At 72.5% G+C, this 21,267-nt stretch carries 14 protein-coding genes; 4 read left to right on the top strand and 10 right to left on the bottom strand.

Going from position 1 to position 21,267, the window contains the following annotated elements:
- Positions 1-19: 19 nt before the first annotated feature.
- Positions 20-1,456, bottom strand: a complete 1,437-nt coding sequence (locus MCBG_RS09060) for a D-glucuronyl C5-epimerase family protein (protein ID WP_181373701.1) — start codon at positions 1,454-1,456, stop codon at positions 20-22.
- A gap of 116 nt (positions 1,457-1,572) precedes the next feature.
- Between MCBG_RS09060 and MCBG_RS09055 the strand changes: the two genes are divergently transcribed.
- On the top strand, positions 1,573-2,583 hold the full coding sequence (locus MCBG_RS09055) for a DUF389 domain-containing protein (RefSeq protein ID WP_043325087.1): 1,011 nt from the start codon (positions 1,573-1,575) through the stop codon (positions 2,581-2,583).
- On the opposite strand, the gene MCBG_RS09050 is transcribed toward MCBG_RS09055, so the two are convergent.
- Positions 2,546-2,980: a hypothetical protein gene (locus MCBG_RS09050; RefSeq protein WP_043325086.1), complete on the bottom strand. Its 435-nt coding sequence runs from the start codon at positions 2,978-2,980 to the stop codon at positions 2,546-2,548. The genes MCBG_RS09055 and MCBG_RS09050 overlap by 38 nt on opposite strands.
- A gap of 430 nt (positions 2,981-3,410) precedes the next feature.
- On the bottom strand, positions 3,411-5,876 hold the full coding sequence (locus tag MCBG_RS09045) for a Tex family protein (RefSeq protein ID WP_084789467.1): 2,466 nt from the start codon (positions 5,874-5,876) through the stop codon (positions 3,411-3,413).
- 62 nt (positions 5,877-5,938) lie between these two features.
- On the opposite strand from MCBG_RS09045, the gene MCBG_RS09040 reads away from it, so the two are divergent.
- Entirely contained in the window at positions 5,939-7,450 is a 1,512-nt protein-coding gene (locus tag MCBG_RS09040; RefSeq protein WP_043330360.1) for a deoxyguanosinetriphosphate triphosphohydrolase family protein, read from the top strand.
- A 34-nt stretch (positions 7,451-7,484) separates the two neighbouring features.
- On the opposite strand, the gene MCBG_RS09035 is transcribed toward MCBG_RS09040, so the two are convergent.
- From MCBG_RS09035 to MCBG_RS09010, 6 genes are all read right to left on the bottom strand, one after another.
- A complete protein-coding gene (locus tag MCBG_RS09035) occupies positions 7,485-8,630 on the bottom strand; it encodes an MBL fold metallo-hydrolase (protein ID WP_043325084.1) in 1,146 nt (381 codons plus the stop codon).
- Between the two features lie 82 nt (positions 8,631-8,712).
- Positions 8,713-9,654, bottom strand: coding sequence for an SDR family NAD(P)-dependent oxidoreductase (locus MCBG_RS09030; RefSeq protein ID WP_043325083.1), 942 nt, complete (start codon positions 9,652-9,654; stop codon positions 8,713-8,715).
- Positions 9,651-10,835: a zinc-dependent alcohol dehydrogenase gene (locus tag MCBG_RS09025; RefSeq protein ID WP_043325082.1), complete on the bottom strand. Its 1,185-nt coding sequence runs from the start codon at positions 10,833-10,835 to the stop codon at positions 9,651-9,653. The genes MCBG_RS09030 and MCBG_RS09025 overlap by 4 nt, the downstream gene beginning before the upstream one ends.
- Before the next feature lie 143 nt (positions 10,836-10,978).
- Positions 10,979-11,731, bottom strand: a complete 753-nt coding sequence (locus MCBG_RS09020; protein WP_030499798.1) for a succinate dehydrogenase/fumarate reductase iron-sulfur subunit — start codon at positions 11,729-11,731, stop codon at positions 10,979-10,981.
- A complete protein-coding gene (locus MCBG_RS09015) occupies positions 11,728-13,665 on the bottom strand; it encodes a fumarate reductase/succinate dehydrogenase flavoprotein subunit (protein ID WP_043325081.1) in 1,938 nt (645 codons plus the stop codon). Before MCBG_RS09015 ends, MCBG_RS09020 begins: the two co-directional genes overlap by 4 nt.
- A gap of 1 nt (position 13,666) precedes the next feature.
- Positions 13,667-14,398 (bottom strand): succinate dehydrogenase cytochrome b subunit, encoded by a 732-nt coding sequence (locus tag MCBG_RS09010; protein ID WP_176722908.1) that lies wholly within the window; start codon positions 14,396-14,398, stop codon positions 13,667-13,669.
- Positions 14,399-14,433: 35 nt separating this feature from the next.
- Here MCBG_RS09010 and MCBG_RS09005 point away from each other — a divergent pair, with 35 nt between their 5' ends.
- Complete coding sequence (locus MCBG_RS09005) at positions 14,434-15,372, top strand: LysR family transcriptional regulator (RefSeq protein ID WP_043325079.1); 939 nt, start codon at positions 14,434-14,436, stop codon at positions 15,370-15,372.
- Positions 15,373-15,473: 101 nt separating this feature from the next.
- Entirely contained in the window at positions 15,474-17,129 is a 1,656-nt protein-coding gene (locus MCBG_RS31110; protein ID WP_051611076.1) for a D-glucuronyl C5-epimerase family protein, read from the top strand.
- 36 nt (positions 17,130-17,165) lie between these two features.
- Here MCBG_RS31110 and hrpA read toward each other — a convergent pair whose 3' ends face one another.
- Complete coding sequence (gene hrpA / locus MCBG_RS08995) at positions 17,166-21,161, bottom strand: ATP-dependent RNA helicase HrpA (RefSeq protein ID WP_043325078.1); 3,996 nt, start codon at positions 21,159-21,161, stop codon at positions 17,166-17,168.
- Between the last annotated feature and the right edge of the window lie 106 nt (positions 21,162-21,267).

Here is a 21,267-nt window from a genome sequence, read left to right as displayed (position 1 = left end):
AGATCGACACTTCGCCTGGTCAGGTGGCGGGCGTCAACCCGTCGGCGGCCGGCAGCCAATACCCGGCGTACACCCCGGCCGTGATCTGGTAGCTCATCGTCCCGTTCACCCAGGCGGTCGCGCCGAACGGCGCGGCCGAGCTGCGGGGGAAGGTGAACGTCTTGCTCTCGGTGACCTGCCAGCCCGGCCCGTACATGTGCGCGGTGTAGGTGCCGGGACCGAACGACAGGGTCCGCTGCGGCGTGTAGGTGTGCCGCACGACCGCGCCGAGCAGATATCGCTCGCCTGGCGTCTCAGGAATGAGGAACCCGGCCAAGGCCCCGTTCGTGATCCGGTAGTAGATGCCGCGCCCGAGGATGCGGACGCGTTGGTCGGCGTTCGCCTGGGACTGCCGGGACAGAGTCAGGGATTTCTGCTCCAGCACCGCGCCTGCGGAGGAGAACCGGTAGCCGACGTGCGCCCCACCGGAGAAGATGACGGTGCCGGACACGGCCGGCGCCGGGTAGTCCTCGCGGAACAGGTCGGCCATGGCGGCGAAGACCGGAGCGCGGGTCATCTCGTACGTCTTCAGCAGCTGTCCGATGTGCACAGGGTGGTAGCCCGCGTACGAGGAGGGACAGCCGATCGAGTAGCGGCTGGCCCACTGCGGCGCGCGAAACGTGGTCGGCACGTGCCGGCGCAGCGTGGTGGCGGCGCCGTCGAACAGGGCGGCGGCCCGCTGGTCCGAGGTGTGCCGCCAGTAGTCGTACACGCCGTAGAGCGCGAAGATGTGGCCGTTCAGCACGCGTTCGCCGGTCACTCCCGGCGTCAGCGGGTACTCCTCGAACCACAGGTGCCCGGCGTCGTCCACCCAGCTGGCCCAGGGCAGCCCGGTCTGCGGCGGAAGCAGGAGGCTGGCGAAGGTCCGGTCCGCGGCCTGACGCCACTTCTGCTCCCCGGTGACCGCCGCCAGGCGGGTGAAGAGGCTGAGCAGCTGTCCCTGCGCCATCGCGCTGAACCACGGCGCGTGGATCACCGGCATCTGGGCGCACCGGGGGAAGTCGAACTCGTAGGGGTACCACCAGGCCGCGCGCGACTCGACCCTGCGGTCGATGTTCCGCTGAGCCTGCGCCACCGCCCGGTCGAGGAAGAGCCGGTCGCGGTTGGCGAGATAGGTGCGCAGGTTGCTCAGTCCCCACTGCGCCTGGGCGACGGGATGGTCGTACGTCTGTCCGTTGTACTGGAACAGGCGGACACCGTGCTCGTCGTGCGGGTTCGGATCCACCCGCGGCGCCAGCGCGCTGTCGTTGTACGGCAGGCCGGCGTCCGGGATGAACTGTGGCCGGAACCCGTCGCGCGCATAGCCGCTCACGTCCGCCGCGCCGCGGACCGCCGGGACGCCGGCCGCTTCCGCCGGACCGGCTGTCGAGGCCACGGCGCCCATGGTCAGCGCCAGTGCCAGCAAAGTCTTTCTCATGTGGGAGAACTGGGTGCCCATAAGGTGACGGTAGGGACGAGATTCGCCAGAGCCGTGGAAAATATCGGCTTTCCGACATGCTTCTGCGCGTTGTCGCCCCGCAGTAGAGTGCGCCGGTGCTGCACCTGCGAATCATCGCGCCGGGCGACCGCTCGTCGGCCGTCGTGGACCTGCTCGGCGCCGAGCCCGGCGTGACCCACCTGGTAGTTCTCACCGGGGCCGCCCGCCGGCCCGCCGGCGACCTGATCCTCTGCGACGTGGTCCGGGAGAGCGCGGACCACGTCCTGCGCCGCCTGCAGGACCTCGACGTGGACGTACGCGGCGGGATCGCCGCCGACGACGTCGAGCTGACCCTGTCCGAGGCGGCCGACCGGGCCGCCGAGGAAGCCCCCGGCCACGGGGAGGACGCCGTGGTGTGGGACGAGATCGCCGCGAAGACCGGCGAGCAGACGGTGCTCACCGGCACGTTCCTCGCCCTGATCGTGGTGGCCACCATGATCGCCGGGATCGGCGTGCTGCTGGACCAGCCCATCCTGATCGTCGGCGCGATGGTGGTCGGCCCCGAGTTCGGTCCGCTCGCCGCGCTCTGCGTGGCGTTGCTGCGGCGTCAGCCGCGCGTGGTCGGTCACTCGGTCAAGGCGCTGACGGTCGGTTTCCTCGTCGCCATGGCGGCCACCGCGCTGAGCACCTGGGCGCTCACCGCGGCCGGCCTGGTCGACCGGGACATGCTGCTGGCGGAACGGCCGATGACCGACTTCATCTGGCGTCCGGACGCGTTGTCCTGGGTGGTGGGCCTGCTCGCCGGCGTGGCCGGCATGCTGTCGCTGACCTCGAAGAAGTCCGGTTCGCTGGTGGGTGTGCTGATCTCGGTGACCACCGTGCCGGCGGCGGCGAACGTGGCCGTCGCGTCCGCGTACGGGGTGTGGCACGAGGCCGCCGGCTCCGCCCTCCAACTGGTGATCAACCTGGCCGCGATCGTGCTCGCCGGGCTGCTCACGCTCGTGGTCCAGCTGTGCTGGTGGCGGCACGTCGCCCGGCGGGCCGCGCACGCGGTGCCCCGGCAGCGGGCAGACCGGCGTCCGGCCCCGGTCAGCGCCAGTCGTCGCCCGCGTCGAGACGACGGCTGAGCAGGGTCGCCAGCGGCACCGACTCGCCGTCCCGGCCGCCCCGGCCGACCACGAGCGGCGGCGGACTGGGCGGCGGGTCCGCCCCGAGCAGCCGCGCCCGCAGGCCCGGCGGCACGGTGAGCAGGTAGAAACGCCCGTCGGTGTCCACCGCGCGGCTGTGCGCCCGGTCCACGTACCAGCCGGTGATCCGCGTGCGGTAGCGACCGCGCCCGTCGTGCCCGGTCGCGGTCAGCCGGCCGGCGCGCAGCCCGCGCCGCAGCGCCTCGGCGGCGAACCGGGCCACCAGCTCAGCGGCCTCCGCCTGCTCGGCCTCGCGTTCGCGGGCGGCGGCCTCCGCGTGCGCCCGCACCGCGTGGCGTCGCCGCTCCCGCCACCGCTCGTCGTCCTCACCGCCCACGACCGCGAGAGTACGCGGAACCGGCCCCGCCCGGCGCACAGGCCGTCGGGCCCGGCGCGCGCACCGCCGAGGCTGCGGTGATCAAGGGGTTTGTGTCAGTCGAACGCCCTGAACAGGCCACAAACTCCTTGGTCAACAACGCGCCTGGTGAGTGGTGTTCGCGGCTCCGGCAGGCGTGACCCGTCCCTTTCCCGGCGCGCTGCCCGGTGTGATCAACTCCAGCTCGCCGAAGTGGTGGTGTCGCGGAGCCTCTGATGCCACCACCTCGGCGAGATCGTGTTGATCAAGGGTTCCATGCCGGTGCCTCGGCCCGTCCCCGCGGCCGTCGCCCTGCCGGGGCGCGTGACCGCGACACGGGCCGGCGCGTCGCTGTTCCCCGGGGGGCTGCCGGGCTGAGGCGTTCGTGACCTCGGCCCGGCAGCGGGACGTGTCAGGCCAGCCCGGCCCGTCGCAGCGCCTCCGCCATGGCGTCGTTGAGCGGGGCGCCGCCACCGCGCCCGGGCCGCTGCTGCTGGCCACCGCGCGACCCGCCGCCCTGCCCGCCACCGCGTTGGCCGCCGCCCTGCCCGCCGCGACCCTGGCCGCCGCCCTGGCCGCCCCGGCCCTGGCCGCCCGGCCGCGGACCGGAGCCGCCCCGGCCGTCGCCGCCCGCCGGGCGCCCGCCGCCGGCTGGCGCCTCGTCGTCCAGCCGCAGCGTCAGCGAGATCCGCTTGCGCGGCACGTCCACGTCGAGCACCCGGACCTTCACCACGTCGCCGGACTTCACCACGTCGCGCGGATCCTTGACGAAGGTGTGCGACATGGCCGAGACGTGCACCAGCCCGTCCTGGTGCACGCCCACATCGACGAACGCGCCGAACGCGGCCACGTTCGTCACCACGCCCTCCAGCACCATGCCGGGCGTCAGGTCGCTGATCTTCTCCACGCCCTCGACGAACGTCGCAGTACGGAACTCCGGACGCGGGTCACGACCCGGCTTCTCCAGCTCGGCGAGGATGTCGGTGACGGTGGGCAGGCCGAACGTGTCGTCGACGAAGTCGGTCGCGCGCAGGCCGCGCAGGATGGCCGACTTGCCGATCAGCGCGCGCAGGTCCTGCCCGGTGGAGGAGAGGATGCGGCGCACCACCGGGTACGCCTCGGGGTGCACGCTGGAGGAGTCCAGCGGGTCGTCGCCGCCGGGGATGCGCAGGAAGCCCGCGCACTGCTCGAACGCCTTCGGCCCGAGCCGGGGCACCTTCTTCAGCTCCGCCCGGGTGCGGAACGGCCCGTTGGCGTCGCGGTGCAGCACGATGTTCTCGGCCAGCCCGGCGCCGATGCCGGACACCCGGGTGAGCAGCGGCGCGGAGGCGGTGTTGACGTCCACGCCGACCGCGTTGACGCAGTCCTCGACGACCGCGTCGAGCGAGCGGGACAGCTTCACCTCGGACAGGTCGTGCTGGTACTGCCCGACGCCGATCGACCGCGGGTCGATCTTCACCAGCTCGGCCAGCGGGTCCTGGAGGCGGCGGGCGATCGACACCGCGCCGCGCAGCGAGACGTCCAGGCCGGGCAGCTCCTGCGAGGCGTACGCCGAGGCGGAGTAGACCGACGCGCCCGCCTCGGAGACCACCACCTTCGTCAGCTTCAGCTCGGGGTGCTGCTTGATCAGGTCGGCGGCGAGCTTGTCGGTCTCCCGGCTGGCGGTGCCGTTGCCGATCGCGACCAGCTCGACGCCGTGCGCGGCGGCGAGCGTGGCGAGCGTGTGCAGCGAGGCGTCCCACTGCCGGCGCGGCTCGTGCGGGTAGATCGTGTCGGTGGCGACCACCTTGCCGGTGGCGTCGACCACCGCCACCTTCACGCCGGTGCGCAGGCCCGGGTCCAGACCCATGGTGGGCCGCGCGCCGGCCGGCGCCGCCAGCAGCAGGTCACGCAGGTTGGTGGCGAAGACCCGAACGGCCTCCTCCTCGGCCGCCTGCCACAGCCGCATCCGCAGGTCCGCGCCGAGGTGGATGAGGATCCGGGTACGCCAGGCCCAGCGCACCGTGTCGGCCAGCCACTTGTCGGCGGGCCGTCCCTGGTCGCTGACGCCGAAGCGTCCCGCCACGGCGGCCTCGTACCGGCTGGGGCCCGGGTTCGCGTCGGCGTCCCCGTCGGCCTCCGGATCCATGGTCAGCTCCAGCACGCCCTCCTTCTCGCCCCGGAACATGGCGAGGATGCGGTGCGAGGGCAGCTTCGGGTACGGCTCGGCGAAGTCGAAGTAGTCGGCGAACTTCGCCCCGGCGGTTTCCTGACCCTCGCGTACCCGGGAGACCAGCCGGCCCCGCGACCACATCTGCTCGCGCAGCGTGCCGATCAGGTCGGCGTCCTCGGCGAAGCGCTCGATCAGGATGGCCCGCGCGCCGTCCAGCGCGGCGGCGGCGTCCGCGACGCCCTTGTCCGGGTCGGCGAACCCGGCGGCGACCGCCTTCGGGTCCTGCGCCGGGTCGGCGAGCAGCGTGTCCGCGAGCGGCTCCAGCCCGGCCTCGCGGGCGATCTGCGCGCGGGTGCGCCGCTTCGGCTTGTAGGGCAGGTAGATGTCCTCCAGGCGCGACTTCGAGTCGGCGGCGAGGATCTGCGCCTCCAGCGCCTCGTCGAGCTTGCCCTGGCTGCGGATCGACTCCAGCACCGCCGCGCGCCGCTCGTCCAGCTCGCGCAGGTAGCGCAGGCGCTCCTCCAGTGTGCGCAGCTGCGCGTCGTCGAGCAGGCCGGTGGCCTCCTTGCGGTAGCGGGCGATGAACGGCACTGTGGCGCCGCCGTCGAGCAGCTCGACTGCTGCCCGCACCTGACGTTCGGCGACGCCGAGTTCCTCGGCGATCCGCTGGTGCACTGACTGGGTCACGATTTTCATCCGCCTTCTCGGGTGGTTTCCGCCCTGCATTGTGCCGTTCGCCTCCGACCGGCTGTGCCCGGCCCGCCGCCCGCTGCGCTAGCGTGGCGATCATGGAGGCACCTGCGGATCCGCGGGCCCGGCGGCTCTTCGGGGGCAGCGCCCGGGCGCTCGGCGACCTGGCGGCCGGCCCGTTCCGGGCCGACCGGGACCGGATCGTCGGCTCGCCGTTCTTCGCCCGGCTGAACGGCGTCACCCAGGTGATCAGTCCCGGCGGGTCGGGGCTTCTGGTGCACAACCGGCTCACCCACAGCCTCAAGGTCGCCCAGGTGGCGCGGGCGATCGCCGAGCGGCTCATGGCCGACCCGGCGTACCGGGACCTGCTGGACAAGCTCGGCGGCTGCGACCCGGAGGTGGTGGAGGCCGCCGCGCTCGCGCACGACCTCGGCCACCCGCCGTTCGGGCACCTGGGGGAGCGGGTGCTGGACCGGCTGGCCCGGCAGCGGCTCGGGCTGGCCGACGGCTTCGAGGGCAACGCCCAGTCGTACCGGATCGTCACCAGCACCGAGATCCGCGGCGCGGCGACCACCGGGCTGGACCTGACCGCGGCGGTCCGGGCCGCCATGCTGAAGTACCCGTGGACCCGCCTGGACCATCCCGACCCGCACCCCCGGCACCTCGACCCGGCGCCCCGCGGCGCGGCGGCCCCGCCGGAGGACCCGGAGAGCGGGTCGGTGAAGTTCGGCGCTTATCGCACCGAGCTGGACGACCTGCGTCAGGCGCGGGAGCCGTTCGCCGGCCGCATCCCGGACTGGCAGCAGACGCCCGAGGCGTCGGTGATGGACACCGCCGACGACATCGCGTACGCGATCCACGACGTGGAGGACTTCTACCGTGTCGGGGTGCTCCAGCAGGGCGCGGTGGCGGCCGAGCTGATGGCCTGGCAGCGCGAGTGCGGGCACCTGCGGTCGATCACCGCGTCCGCGCTGGAGGCGGCGGGCCGGCGCCCTGGCGCGGCGATCGAGCGGCTGCGCCGGCAACTGCACCGCAAGGACGGCTGGATCGCGGACGACGAGGCGTTCGCCGCCGCAGTCGAACACGTCCGCGAGGAGCTGGTGGAGGGGCTGCTGGCGCTGCCGTTCGACGGCTCGATCGAGGCGGAGCAGTACGTCGCCCGGTTCTCCGCCCGCTGGTCCACCCGCTTCGTGGACGCCATCACGGTGACCCCGGACCCGCACGTCCGCTCCGGGTACGTGCTGCTGGCCAAGGCGCAGTGGCACGAGGTGCAGGTGCTCAAGTTCGTGCACCACCGGTTCGTGCTGGCCCGCCCGGACCTGGCGCTGCACCAGCGCGGCCAGGCCCGGCTGCTGGGCACGCTGGTGGAGGCGCTCTGGGAGTGGCTGCTGGACCCGGACGAGGAGTCCCGGCTGCCGCGACGGCTGCACGACCTGGTGGAGCTGGCCGAGGCGGAGCTGCACCCGCGTACCCCGGACCGGATCGGCCGGGCCCGGGGCCGGGCGATCGTCGACTTCGTCGCGCAGCTCACCGACGGTCAGGCGGTGGCCATGCTGGACGCGCTGTCGGGCCGTTCCGGCGCGCTCTGGACCGACGCCTTCGTGCTCTGAGCGGGGTCAGAGCGCGAGGTGCGGCAGCGCCGGGTCAGGCGACCGACTGCCACCAGCCGTCCACCGCCGGCGGCTCGTCGACCACCACCCGCTCGCCCGGGCGCGGCACTGCGAGCCGCACGTCGCGCGCCTTCGCCTCGGCCCAGAGCCGGTCCACCGGCTCGGACCAGTCGTGCAGGGCCAGGTTGAACGTGCCCCAGTGCACCGGCACCAGCAGTCCGCCGCGTACGTCGAGGTGGGCGGCGACCGCCTCCTCCGGGAACATGTGGATGTGCGGCCACGCCCTGTCGTACGCGCCGATCTGCATCAGCGTCACGTCGAACGGGCCGTGCTCGGCGCCGATCGCGGCGTATCCGTCGAAGTAGCCGGAGTCGCCGGTGTAGAAGACCTTCCGGTGCGTACCGGTGATCGTCCAGGAGCTCCACAGCGTGCCGTCGCGGCGCAGTCCGCGCCCGGAGAAGTGCTGCGCGGCGGTGGCGGTGAGCGTCAGCCCGCCGGCCCGGTGGCTCTCCGACCAGTCCAGCTCGACGATGCGGTGCTCGGGTACGCCCCAGCGGGCCAGGTGGGCGCCGACGCCGAGCGGCACCACGAACGGTGCGGACTGGAGATCGGCCAGCGTGCGGACGGTCTCCATGTCGAGGTGATCGTAGTGGTCGTGTGAGATCAGCACCGCGTCGAGCGGGGGCAGGTCGGTGAGGCGGACCGGCGGCTCGTGGATGCGCCGCGGGCCGACCAGCCCGGACGGGGAGCACCTGTCGCTCCACACCGGGTCGAGCAGCACCCGCTGCCCCTCGATCTCGACGAGCGTGGAGGCGTGGCCGTACCAGACGACGTTCAGCTCGCGGGCCGGGTCGGCGGCCGGCGCGGCGCCGGGGCGCAGCAGCGGCACCGGGCTGCCCGGCCGCCGCTTCTGCTTGCCGAAGACCAGCTCCCGGAGCAGGTTGCGGCCCGGGTCGGCGACCATCGTGGCGCTGGCGCCGGCCGGGTTGTGGAAGGTGCCGTCGCGGAAGCGCGGTGACCGGGCCGCCCGTTCCGCCCGGGCGCCGGTGAGCCGTCCGCCGAGCTGCGCCGGTACGTCCCGCGCCGCCCAGGCCAGCCCGGCGACGGCGGCCAGCCCGGCGAGCTTCCACACCCGCCCGCCGCGCGTCCGGTCCGGTTCCTGCCCCGTTGCTTCCCGCATATTCGTCCCTCCGCCGTGTCCCGCCGTACACGGTAACCACAGTCGTCCCGGTCCGCCCGCACGCCGTCCACCCACGCCACGGTCAGGGCAGCCGGCGGCGTACCGCGGACGCCACAGTCGCCGCGCGTCCGCCCACGGCCCGGACCACCTGGGACACCTCCGGCAGCCACCCGCCGCGGACCGCCTCACCGGCCGGGTTCGGCGTGAACACGATGCCCCGGTGGGCGGCGATCGGCTGCCGGGTCAGCCCGGCCCGGCGCATCAGCGGTCCGACCAGCGCGTCGTACACCCCGGGCAGGGCGGTGAAGCCGAAGCGCATGACCACGTTGAGCCGCCCCACCGACACCTCGCGGCGCGGCCGGTCGAGGCAGTGCGCGATGGCCCGCGCCACCCGCTCGGGCGAGGCGATCGGCGGCGGCGGACGGCCGACCCGGCCCAGGTAGTTGGCCGCCTGCCGGTAGACGGGCGTGTCCACGCTGCCCGGGTTGACCAGGCAGATCGCGACGCCCGGCGTCTCCCGTGCCTCCTGCTGGAGCGTGCGGGCCAGCCCTTGCAGGCCCCACTTGGCGGCCACGTAGCCGCTCATGTAGGGAGCGGTGATGTGCCCGAGCACCGAGCCGGTGAGCACGAGCGTGCCGCCGCCGGCCCGGAACCGGAGCAGCGCCTCCCGGGCCACCGCCGCGGCGGCCAGCAGGTCGGTGCGGACCACCTGCTCGAACACCTCGGCCGGCGTCTCGTCGAAGCGGCCGTAGGACATCACCGCGGCGGTGTGCACCCAGGCGTCGACGCGGCCGTACTCGGCCTGCGCCGCGTCGGCGAGCGCGGCCACCGCGCCGGGCTCGGTCACGTCCATCGGTACGGCGATCGCCCGCGCGCCCGCGGCCCGGCACTCGTCGCGCACCTCGTCGAGCGTGGCGGGGGAGCGGGCCGCGAGGACCAGCCGGTCTCCGCGGCCCGCCAGCTCCAGGGCGGTCGCCCGGCCGATCCCGCTGGTCGCGCCGGTGACGACCACCGTCCGGGTCACGGCGCGAGCACGACCTTGACGCAGCCGTCCTCCTTCTTCTGGAACATCTCGTACGCCCGCGGCGCGTCGGTCAGCGGCAGCCGGTGGGTCCGCAGGTCCTCGACGCCCAGCGGGTCGTCGTCGCGCTCCAGCAGCGGGATGATCTCGTCGACCCAGCGGCGTACGTGGCACTGGCCCATGCGCAGCTGGATGCCCCTGTCGAACATCTCCATCAGCGGCATCGGGTCCTGCTCGCCGCCGTACACGCCGGAGATCGACACGGTGCCGCCGCGCCGTACCGCCTTGAGCGCGGCGTGCAGCACCACGAGCCGGTCCACGCCGGCCTTGTCGGTCATCGCCTGGGCCAGCTTGTCCGGGAGCAGTCCGGCGGCGGTCTGGGCCATCTTGCCCAGCGGCGCGCCGTGCGCCTCCATGCCGACCGCGTCGATCACCGCGTCCGGGCCGCGCCCGTCGACCAGGTCGATGAGCGTGCCGGGCACGTCGTCGAGCTGGCTGACGTCGAGCACCTCGATGCCGTGCCGGCGGGCCATCTCCAGCCGCTCGGGGACCAGGTCCAGCCCGATCACCCGGCCCGCGCCGAGGTGGCGGCCGATCCGGGCGCTGAACTGCCCGACCGGGCCGAGCCCGAACACGGCGAGCGTGCCGCCGGGCGGGACGTCCGCGTACTTCACCGCCTGCCAGGCGGTGGGCAGGATGTCGGAGAGGTAGAGCCAGCGCTCGTCCGGGCCGGTGTCCGGGATCGTGATCGGGCCGAACTGGGCCTGCGGCACGCGCAGGTACTCGGCCTGGCCGCCGGGGATCGAGCCGTACAGCGAGGTGTAGCCGAACAGGGACGCGCCCTTGCCCTGGCTCTTGACCTGCGTGGTCTCGCACTGGGCGTAGAGCTGCCGCTCGCACATCCAGCACGAGCCGCAGGAGATGTTGAACGGGACGACCACCCGGTCGCCCTTCTTGAGCCGGGTCACCCCGGGCCCGACCTCCTCGACGATGCCCATCGGCTCGTGCCCGAGGACGTCGCCGGGCTTCAGGTACGGCCCGAGCACCTCGTACAGGTGCAGGTCGGAACCGCAGATGGCGGTCGAGGTGATCCGGACGATCGCGTCGGTCGGCTCCTCGATCCGGGGGTCCGGGACGTCCTCGACGCGAACGTCCCGCTTGCCGTGCCAGGTCAGTGCCTTCATGCCTGTATGTCCCCTCTCCGGTGCCGTCCATCGGACTGCTACCCGCGAGAGGCGGCTTGAATCGGCGGCGGCCCCCGTACGAGCGCGACCGCCGCACCCCTGGATGCGGGGTGCGGCGGTCGCGTGGGTCGTGCCGTGTCCGGTCAGGAGCCGGCGCGCTTGGCGGTCGCCTTCAGGTAGTCCCGGTTGAGCCGGCCGATGGTGTTCAGCGGGATGCCCTTCGGGCAGGCCGCCGCGCACTCGCCGATGTTCGTGCAGCCGCCGAAGCCGGCCTCGTCGTGCGCGTCCACCATGCCGATCACCCGGGTGTAGCGCTCCGGCTGGCCCTGCGGCAGCAGCGAGAGCTGGGTGATCTTCGCGGCGGTGAACAGCATGCCGGAGCCGTTCGGGCAGGCCGCCACGCAGGCGCCGCAGCCGATGCAGGCGGCCGACTCGAACGCGGCGTCGGCGTCGGCCTTCGGCACCGGCACCGAGTGCGCCTCCGGTGCGCTGCCGGTCGGCGCGGTGACGTAGCCGCCGGCGGCGATGATCTGGTCGAACGCGTTGCGGTTGACCACCAGGTCCTTGACGACCGGGAAGGCCCGGGCCCGCCACGGCTCGATGTCGATCGTGTCGCCGTCGGAGAACTGCCGCATGTGCAGCTGGCAGGCGGTGGTGCCGCGCTGCGGGCCGTGCGCCTCACCGTTGATCATGAGGCTGCACATGCCGCAGATGCCCTCGCGGCAGTCGTGGTCGAACGCGACCGGCTCCTCGCCGTCGAGGATCAGCCGCTCGTTGAGCACGTCGAGCATCTCCAGGAAGGACATGTCCGGGGACACGTCCTGCACCGGGTAGGTCACCATCCGACCCTTGTCCTCGGGGCCGTGCTGGCGCCAGATGCGCAGGGTCAGGTTCACTTGTAGCTCCGCTGCGTGGGGTGGACGTATTCGAAGGTCAGGTCTTCCTTGTGCAGCACGGGCTCACCGGTGCCGGTGTACTCCCAGGCCGCCACGTACGCGAACCGGTCGTCGTCGCGCTGCGCCTCGCCGTCGGGCGTCTGGTGCTCGGCCCGGAAGTGACCGCCGCAGGACTCCTCGCGGTGCAGCGCGTCGATGCACATCAGCTCGGCCAGCTCGAAGAAGTCGGCCACCCGGCCGGCCTTCTCCAGCGACTGGTTGAGCCCCTCGCCGTCGCCCGGCACGCGCACCCGCTGCCAGAACTGCTCGCGCAGCGCGCGGATCTCGTCGATCGCCTTGCGCAGCCCGGCCTCGGAGCGCTCCATGCCGCAGTGCTCCCACATGATCTGGCCCAGCTCACGGTGGAACGAGTCCACGGTGCGGTCGCCGTTGATCGCGAGCAGCCGCTTGATCCGGTCCTCGACGTCGGTACGCGCCGCGACCGCCTCGGGGTGGCTCGCGTCGACCTTGTCCAGCGGGCCGGAGGAGGCCAGGTAGTTGGCGAGCGTGTTCGGCAGCACGAAGTAGCCGTCCGCGAGGCCCTGCATCAGCGCCGAGGCGCCGAGCCGGTTCGCGCCGTGGTCGGAGAAGTTGGCCTCACCGATCACGAACAGGCCGGGGATGCTCGACTGCAGGTCGTAGTCGACCCAGAGGCCACCCATCGTGTAGTGCACGGCGGGGTAGATCCGCATCGGGACCTCGTACGGGTCCTCGCCGGTGATCCGCTCGTACATCTCGAAGAGGTTGCCGTACTTGGCCTCGATGGCCTTGCGGCCGAGCCGGTTGATCGCGTCGGCGAAGTCGAGGTAGACGCCGAGGCCGGTCGGGCCGACGCCGCGTCCCTCGTCACAGACGTTCTTCGCGGCGCGGGAGGCGATGTCGCGGGGGACCAGGTTGCCGAAGGACGGGTAGATCCGCTCCAGGTAGTAGTCCCGCTCGTCCTCGGGGATCTCCCGGGGGCTGCGCTGGTCGCCCTTGGCCTTGGGCACCCACACCCGGCCGTCGTTGCGCAGCGACTCGCTCATCAGGGTCAGCTTCGACTGGTGGTCGCCGGAGACCGGGATGCAGGTCGGGTGGATCTGCGTGTAGCAGGGGTTGGCGAAGTACGCGCCCTTGCGGTGCGCCCGCCAGGAGGCGGTGACGTTGCAGCCCTTGGCGTTCGTGGAGAGGTAGAAGACGTTGCCGTAGCCGCCGGTGGCGAGCACCACCGCGTCGGCCATCTCGGTGCTGATCTCGCCGGTGACCATGTCGCGGACCACGATGCCGCGCGCCCGGCCGTCGACGATCACCAGTTCGAGCATCTCGTGGCGGGCGTTCATCTCCACGTTGCCCAGGCCGATCTGCCGCTCCAGCGCCTGGTACGCGCCGAGCAGCAGCTGCTGGCCCGTCTGGCCCCGGGCGTAGAAGGTGCGCTGCACCTGCGCGCCGCCGAAGGAGCGGGTGTCCAGCAGGCCGCCGTACTCGCGGGCGAACGGCACGCCCTGCGCCACGCACTGGTCGATGATGTTGACCGACACCTCGGCCAGCCGGTGCACGTTCGACTCCCGGGAGCGGAAGTCACCGCCCTTGACCGTGTCGTAGAAGAGGCGGTGCACCGAGTCGCCGTCGTTGCGGTAGTTCTTGGCGGCGTTGATGCCGCCCTGCGCGGCGATCGAGTGGGCCCGGCGCGGGCTGTCCTGGTAGCAGTAGGACCGCACCTGGTAGCCCTGCTCGGCCAGCGTGGCGGCGGCGGAACCGCCGGCCAGGCCGGTGCCGACCACGATCACCGTCATCTTGCGGCGGTTGGCCGGGTTGACCAGCTTCATCTCGAAGCGGTGGCGCTCCCACCGCGTCTCGATCGGGCCGTCCGGGGCCCGGGTGTCGGCGATCGGGTCGCCTTCGCGGTACAGATCCATGTCAGGACACCAATCCGGTGATCACGGCGAACGGGACCAGCAGGTAGCCGCCGACGAGCGCGACGGCGAAGACGAGCGCGGCGATCCTGGCCCGGCGCTCGCCCTTCGGGGTCTGCTGGCCGAGGCTGCGGAACGCGCTGAACGCGCCGTGGCGCAGGTGGAAGCCGAGGGTCACCAGCGCGAGGGTGTAGAAGAGCGTGACGTACCACCGCTCCGGCGCGAAGTCGGCGACGACGTTGCCGTACGGGTTGGCCGGGTCGCCCTGCGGGTTCAGGTGACCCGTGGTCAGGTCGAGGATGTGGTAGATCACGAAGAGCAGGATGATCACACCACCCCAGCGCATCGTGCGGGCCGCGTAGTTCACGTGGATCTTGCGGCGGTGCGCGTACCGCACCGGGCGGGCGGCCCGGGACCGCATCGCGAGCAGCGTGGCCGCGCCGATGTGCCCCAGCACGGCGACGGTGAGCACGGTGCGCTGGATCCACAGGAACCACGTCGTCGGCAGCAGTGGCGTGCCGATGTCGCGCAGCCAGTGCGCGTAGTGGTCGAACGAGGTCTCGCCCGTGAAGATCTTCAGGTTGCCGAGCATGTGCGCGATCAGGAACAGCACCAGAATGATGCCCGTCACCGCCATGACGGCCTTGAGGCCGACATTGGAGCGGATGGGCGACCGAGTTTTCGTGATTACCACGCGAACGACGCTAGGAGCACTTCGATCAGGCGTCCAATGCATCGAAATCGCAGCGTTGATAGCCGTAGGCTATGTAGATGCAGCTCCATCAGCTTCGGTACTTCGTGGCGGTCGCCGAAGTACGACATTTCACCCAGGCGGCCGATCTTGTCGGCATAACCCAGCCCTCGTTGAGTAAGCAAATTCACGCGCTGGAGGCCGACCTGGGGGCCCCGCTGTTCGAACGGGTAAGGGGCAACATCACCCTCACCGCGGCCGGCGAGGTGCTGCTGCCGCTGGCCAAGCGGATCCTCGCCGACGTGGAGACCGCCACCCGCGAGGTGCAGGAACTGGTGGGGCTGCGCCGGGGCCGGGTCCGGCTCGGCGCCACGCCCAGCCTGGCCACCTCGCTTGCCCCGCCGGTGCTGCGCCGGTTCCGCGACGCGCACCCCACGATCGACCTGCGCGTGGAGGAGGGCGGCTCGCAGGATCTCGTCCGGGACCTGCTCCGCGGCGACCTCGACCTCGCCCTGATCATCATGCCGTCGGCCGGCACCGACCCGGGGCTGCGCGCCGACCCGATCCTGCGCGAGAGCCTGGTGGTCGCCTCGGTCGACCCGCTGCCGGGCGCCTCGGAAGCCGGGGAGCTGCGCATCACCGACCTGCGCGACCAGCCGCTGGTCATGTTCCGCGAGGGCTACGACCTGCGCGACGCCACGCTCCAGGCGTGCCGGGCGGCCGGGTTCGAGCCGACCCTGTCCGTCGACGGCGGAGAGATGGACGCCGTGCTCAGCTTCGTCGAGGCCGGGCTCGGCGTCGCGCTGGTGCCCGGCATCGTGGTGGCCCGCCGCGCCGGCATCCGGGTCACCCGGCTCGTACCGCCCGGGGTCCGCCGGACCATCGCGGTGGCCCGCCGCCGCGACGTGGTCCCCACCCACGCCGGGCGCGAGCTGCGCCGCATCCTCCTGGAGTACGTCCACGACGCCACCGCCGCCGACCAGCTCCCCGCCGGTGTCGAGCCGCTTGCCGCCATTTGACGGATCTCCGACATGTCGCGACGAATGTCCTTGCTCGTCCCGGCCGACCGGAACAGCATGGGAAGGCTGATGCCCGGCATGTGAAGACACGGGAGGTTCGCATGCGCCATCAAGACCCGTCCGGGGCCGCCGGCCCGACACCTGCACTGAGCCGGCGTGCCGTCGTCGCCGGCTCCCTGGCCGCCGCCTCGGTCCCGCTGCTCGGCGGTGGCCCCGCCTGGGCCGCGGCGTCCCCGGCGACCTCGCTCCTGGCGCCGGCGGACCCGGTCATCGACCCGGCCCTGGAGATCGGCCCGCCGGGGCCGGTCGAGCCACTGCCGAATCTGTCCGCGATCCCGGCCCGGGACATGCCCCGGCTGGCCCCGCGCGCGGCCTCCACCCCGGGCGCCGGCCGCGTCGGCGGACCGACCCGCCGGTACGCCGGCGCGGCGTCGGTGCCGTTCCAGTTCCGGTACGACGACTTCGAGATCCGGGAACTGCCGATCGGCATCGAGCCCTACCACATGACCTCGCCGGTCCCGCTCGTCGATCCCGGTGTGCACGACTCCACCGGGGTGCGCATGGTGCGCCTCGGCGGCCGGCTCTACGACCACCCGGTCGCGCAGGCGCAGTACGGCCTGCACCTGATGGAGGCCCACCGGATCACCGGGAACCTGACATACCTGGACCGGGCGAAGCGGCAGGCGCAGCGCCTGATCGACCGCCGCACGCTGCGCTCCGGCGCGTGGTTCTATCCGTACCCGTTCGACCACCGGCTGCACGGCGGCCCCGACCTCTACCCGGCGCCCTGGTACTCGATGATGGCCCAGGGGCAGGCGCTGAGCCTGTTCACCCGGCTCTACCAGCGCACCGGCGAGACGAAGTGGAAGGGCGCCGCGGACGCCACCTTCGCCTCGTACCTGCTGCCCGCGGCGGCCGGCCAGCCGTGGGGCGTGTACGTGGTGGACGGTCTGCTGTGGCTGGAGGAGTACCCGCACCCGAAGGCGGTCCGCGGCGACCGCACCTACAACGGGCACATGTTCTCCGCGTACGGCCTGTACGACTACTGGGTGCTCACCCGCAACGCCGACGCCAAGCTGATGCTGCAGGGCGCGATCACCACCTACCGGGACGTGTGGGAGAAGACCCGGGTGCGGCACTGGCGCAGCCGCTACTGCCTGACCCACGGCATCGACGCCGGCCAGTACCACTCCACCCACATGTTCCAGTTCGTCCAGCAGTACGCCATCACCGGTGACACGTACCTGGCCCAGCTCGCCGACCTCTGGTACACCGACTACCCGCCCTACGGCGTGAAGGGCAACATCCGGTTCTCCTCCGGCACGCACACCGCGTACAAGTTCAACAGCGCCGGCACGGTGACCGCGCGGACGAAGATGACGCTGGCCCGCGCCAGCGCCGCGCCCTCCGGCGACCGCGTGAAGATCATGCGGCAGACCGGGATCTGGTACGCGATCACCGCCGGCACCCTGGCCGGCTACTACGTGCAGGAGTACTCGCCCTACCGGTACCAGGTCGGCATCTGCGCCGGGTTCGGCTACAAGCTGCACCGGCCCGGCACGATAGCCGTCGACGCGCCACCGGCGTACTCGATCGACGCCGCCGGGCTGATGAAGTCGGTGCCCACCACCTACCGGGTCGGTGACGCGGTGGCCATCGACGGCCGCTCGGTGCTCAACGGCCGCGAGCACGTCCGCCTCGTGGAGGGGCCGTACGCCGGTCGCTGGCTCGGCTTCGGCGCGGTGATCCGCCGCTGACCGGACCGCCGCGCCGGCGTCGGCCGGCGCGGCGGCTCAGCGGCCCTCGGCGTCGTCCATGGCCCGGTAGATGCGCTGCTCGGAGACCGGGTACGGGGTGCCGAGGGCCTGGGCGAACACGTTCACCCGCAGCTCCTCGATCATCCAGCGGATCTGGCGGGCCGCCGGGGTCGCGCGCCGCGGCGGGGGCAGCGCGGCGAGCATGTCCTGGTACTCCTTCTGCACCACCGCGATCCGGTCCTGCTGCTGTTTGTCGCGCTGCGGGTTGCCGGGCAGCCGGTCCAGCCGCCGCTCGATCGCGGTCAGGTAGCGCAGCAGGTCGGGCAGGCGCGCGTAGCCGGTCTCGGTGATGAAGCCCTTGTGCACCAGGCCGGTGAGCTGGGCACGGATGTCGGCCAGCGCGGCCACCACCGCCAAGTTGCGGGTCGCGCCGAGCCGCTGCTCCACCGTGTACGCGGCGGCCAGCACCCGGCGGACCCGGTCCATCACCTCGACCACGGTGTCCACCAGGTCGGCCCGCACCTTGTCGCGCAGCGCGGCGAAGCCCTCGGCGTCCCAGGCCGGGCCGCCCGCGTCGCCGATCAGCTTGTCGATCGCCGCCCCGGCCGCGTCCTCGATCAGCTCCGGCACGCTGCCGTGCGGGTTGCGGGACAGCGCCAGCTTCGCCTCGTTGCTCAGCCGCCCCTGGAGGAACTTCGCCGGCGACGGCAGCGTCAGCCGCAGCAGCCGGCGGGTGCCCGCCCAGTGCGCGGCCTCCTGCTCGGCGGCCGAGTCGAACACCTTCACCCCGACGGTGGCGCCCTCGTCCACCAGCGCCGGGTACGCGGTCACCGCGAAGCCGGCGCGGACCTGCTCGATGGTGCGCGGCAGCGCGCCGATCGACCACTCGGTCAGCCCGGAACGGGCCACGTCCGGCGCGGCGGCGGCCACGACCTGCCGTACCTCCTGGCGCAGCTCGCGTTGCAGCGCCGGCAGGTCCTTGCCCTCGGCGACCGGTTTGTCGTCCTCGCCGAGCACCCGGAACGTGACCCGCAGGTGCGGCGGCAGCTTCCCCGGGTCCCAGGCGTCCGGCGGCACTGTCACGCCGGTCATCCGGCGGAGCTGCCGGGTCAGCGCGGCCAGCAGCGGCTCCTCGCCCGGCGTGATCGCGGCCAGCGCGGCGCGCGCGTAGTCGGGCACCGGCACGAAGTTGCGCCGCACCGGCTTGGGCAGCGACCGGATCAGCGCGATCACCAGCTCCTCGCGCAGCCCGGGCACCTGCCAGTCGAAGCTCTCCGCCGGCACCTGGTTGAGCAGCGGCAGCGGGATGTCCACAGTGACGCCGTCGGTCGGCGCGGTCGGGTCGAACGTGTACGTCAGCGGCAGCGTCACGCCGTCGGCCCGCCACTCGTCCGGGAAGTCCTCCTCGTCCACCCCGCCCCGGCCGTCGTTGACGAGCAGCTCGCGGGTGAACGTGAGCAGGTCCGGCCGCTCCCGGCGGGTCTTCTTCCACCACGAGTCGAAGTGCCGGCCGGAGACCACGTCGGCGGGGATGCGCTGGTCGTAGAAGGCGAAGATGGTCTCGTCGTCGACCAGGATGTCGCGGCGCCGGGCCCGGTTCTCCAGCTCCTCGATCTCGGTCAGCAGCTTCTGGTTGTCCCGCCAGAAGTGGTGGTGGGTCTGCCAGTCGCCCTCCACCAGGGCGTGCCTGATGAACAGCTCCCGGCTGAGCACCGGGTCGATCCGCCCGAAGTTCACCTTGCGCGAGGTGACGAGCGGGATGCCGTACAGCGTGACCTTCTCGTAGGCCATCACCGCGGCCTGCTTCTTCTCCCAGTGCGGCTCGCTGTAGCTGCGCTTGACCAGGTGCTGGGCCAGCGGCTCGACCCACTCGGGCTCGACCCGCCCGGCCACCCGCCCCCACAGCCGGGACGTCTCCACCAGCTCGGCGGCCATCACCCAGCGCGGCGGCTTCTTGAACAGCGCCGACCCGGGGAAGATCCCGAACTTCGCGCCCCGCGCGCCCAGGTATTCGTGCTTCTGCGCGTCCTTGAGGCCGAGGTGCGACAGCAGGCCGGGCAGCAGCGACTGGTGCACCTTCGGGGTGTCGATCTCCTCCGGCAGGTCGGCGCCGGCGCCGCGCCGGCCCTCACCCTTGTCCGAGGTTCGCAGCACCTGGCGCAACTGGCTGACGATGTCCTGCCACTCCCGTACCCGGAGGTAGTTGAGGTATTCGGCCTTGCACATCCGGCGGAACGCGCTGGAGGACAGCTCCCGCTGCTTCTCCCGCAGGTAGCGCCACAGGTTCAGGTACGCGACGAAGTCGGATTCCTTGTCGGCGAACCGGGCGTGCGCCTGGTCGGCCTGGGCCTGCTTGTCGGCCGGGCGTTCGCGCGGGTCCTGGATGGACAGCGCGGCGGCGATCACCACCACCTCGGTGGCGCAGCCGTTGCGTTCGCCCTCCAGGACCATCCGGGCCAGCCGGGGGTCGACCGGGAGCTGTGCCAGCCGCCGGCCCAGCGCGGTGAGCCGTTTCGCCGGGTCGGTCTCGGCCGGGTCGAGCGCGCCCAGCTCGTGCAGCAGGTTCACGCCGTCGGTGATGTTGCGCCGGTCCGGCGGGTCGATGAACGGGAACGCGGCGACGTCGCCGAGCCCGATCGCCGTCATCTGCAGGATGACCGAGGCCAGGTTGGTGCGCAGGATCTCCGGGTCGGTGAACTCCGGGCGGGAGTCGAAGTCCTGCTCGTCGTAGAGGCGGATGCAGATGCCGTCCGAGGTACGCCCGCAGCGGCCCTTGCGCTGATTGGCGCTGGCCTGCGAGACCGGCTCGATCGGCAGCCGCTGCACCTTCAGCCGGCTGGAGTAGCGGGAGATCCGGGCGGTGCCCGGGTCCACCACGTACTTGATGCCGGGCACGGTCAGCGAGGTCTCCGCGACGTTGGTGGCCAGCACCACCCGGCGGTTGGAGTGCGCGGCGAAGACCCGGTGCTGCTCGGCGGTGGACAGCCGGGCGTACAGCGGCAGGATCTCGGTGCCGAGCAGCGACCGCTTCTTCTGGACCAGCTTGCCCAGCGCGTCGGCGGTGTCGCGGATCTCCCGCTCGCCGCTGAGGAACACCAGGATGTCGCCCGGCCCCTCGGCGGCCAGCTCCTCGACCGCGTCGCCGATGGCCTGGATCTGGTCCCGGACGTTCTCCTCGTCGGCCTCGTCCTCCTCCTCGGCCTCGGTCACCTCGACCAGCGGCCGGTAGCGGACCTCCACCGGATAGGTGCGTCCGGACACCTCGACCACCGGCGCCGGGTTGCCCTCGGCGTCGGCGAAGTGCTTCGCGAACCGGTCGGTCTCGATGGTCGCCGAGGTGATGACCACCTTGAGGTCGGGCCGGCGGGGCAGGAGCTGCCTGAGGTAACCGAGGATGAAGTCGATGTTGAGGCTGCGCTCGTGTGCCTCGTCGATGATCAGCGTGTCGTACTGCCGCAGCATCCGGTCGGTCTGCAACTCGGCCAGCAGGATGCCGTCGGTCATCAGCTTGACCAGGCTGTTCTCGCCCACCTGGTCGGTGAAGCGCACCTTGTAGCCGACCACGTCGCCCAGCTCGGTGCCGAGCTCGTCGGCGATCCGGTCGGCGACCGTACGGGCCGCCAGCCGCCGGGGCTGGGTGTGCCCGATCAGGCCGGTGATCCCGCGCCCCAGCTCCAGGCAGATCTTTGGGAGCTGGGTGGTCTTCCCGGAGCCGGTCTCACCGGCCACGATCACCACCTGGTGGTCGCGGATCGCGGCGGCGATGTCGTCCTTGCGCTCACTCACCGGCAACTGCGCCGGGTAGGTGATCGCCGGCACGGCCGCGCGGCGCGACTCCAGCCGGGCCTCCGCCCGGGTCACCTCGGCCCCGATCTCGGCCAGCGCCGCGTCCCGCCGCTGCGGGTCACGCAGCCGGCGCACGCCGTCGAGCCGCCGCTGGAGCCGGCGCTGGTCGCGGAACATCAGCGGGGCGAGGCGGCGGTGCAGGTCGCGGGCGGTGTCAGGGGCGGCGGGTACGGCTGGCTTCTGCATGTCGTCGCCAAGGATAGGCAGCCGCGCGGCGGACCGCCCCCGGGTTACCGGCGACGGGCGCGCCGTCACCGGCGGGCCGCCCGGCGGGGATAAAGTTGCCGCCGAC

Origin of the sequence: Micromonospora sp. M42 (assembly GCF_000568915.1) — a bacterium.
Lineage (GTDB): Bacteria > Actinomycetota > Actinomycetes > Mycobacteriales > Micromonosporaceae > Micromonospora > Micromonospora chalcea.
Note: the sequence above shows the minus strand (reverse complement) of the source record. Positions and strands in the feature narration are given on the sequence as shown.

Coding starts and splice junctions, on each gene's coding strand:
- hrpA (WP_043325078.1), bottom strand. CDS start 21,161: ATGCAGAAGCCAGCCGTACCCGCCGCCCCTGACACCGCCCGCGACCTG.
- MCBG_RS09040 (WP_043330360.1), top strand. CDS start 5,939: ATGGAGGCACCTGCGGATCCGCGGGCCCGGCGGCTCTTCGGGGGCAGC.
- MCBG_RS09015 (WP_043325081.1), bottom strand. CDS start 13,665: ATGGATCTGTACCGCGAAGGCGACCCGATCGCCGACACCCGGGCCCCG.
- MCBG_RS09060 (WP_181373701.1), bottom strand. CDS start 1,456: ATGAGAAAGACTTTGCTGGCACTGGCGCTGACCATGGGCGCCGTGGCC.
- MCBG_RS09025 (WP_043325082.1), bottom strand. CDS start 10,835: ATGAAGGCACTGACCTGGCACGGCAAGCGGGACGTTCGCGTCGAGGAC.
- MCBG_RS09035 (WP_043325084.1), bottom strand. CDS start 8,630: ATGCGGGAAGCAACGGGGCAGGAACCGGACCGGACGCGCGGCGGGCGG.
- MCBG_RS09010 (WP_176722908.1), bottom strand. CDS start 14,398: ATGCATTGGACGCCTGATCGAAGTGCTCCTAGCGTCGTTCGCGTGGTA.
- MCBG_RS31110 (WP_051611076.1), top strand. CDS start 15,474: ATGCGCCATCAAGACCCGTCCGGGGCCGCCGGCCCGACACCTGCACTG.
- MCBG_RS09045 (WP_084789467.1), bottom strand. CDS start 5,876: ATGCAGGGCGGAAACCACCCGAGAAGGCGGATGAAAATCGTGACCCAG.
- MCBG_RS09005 (WP_043325079.1), top strand. CDS start 14,434: ATGCAGCTCCATCAGCTTCGGTACTTCGTGGCGGTCGCCGAAGTACGA.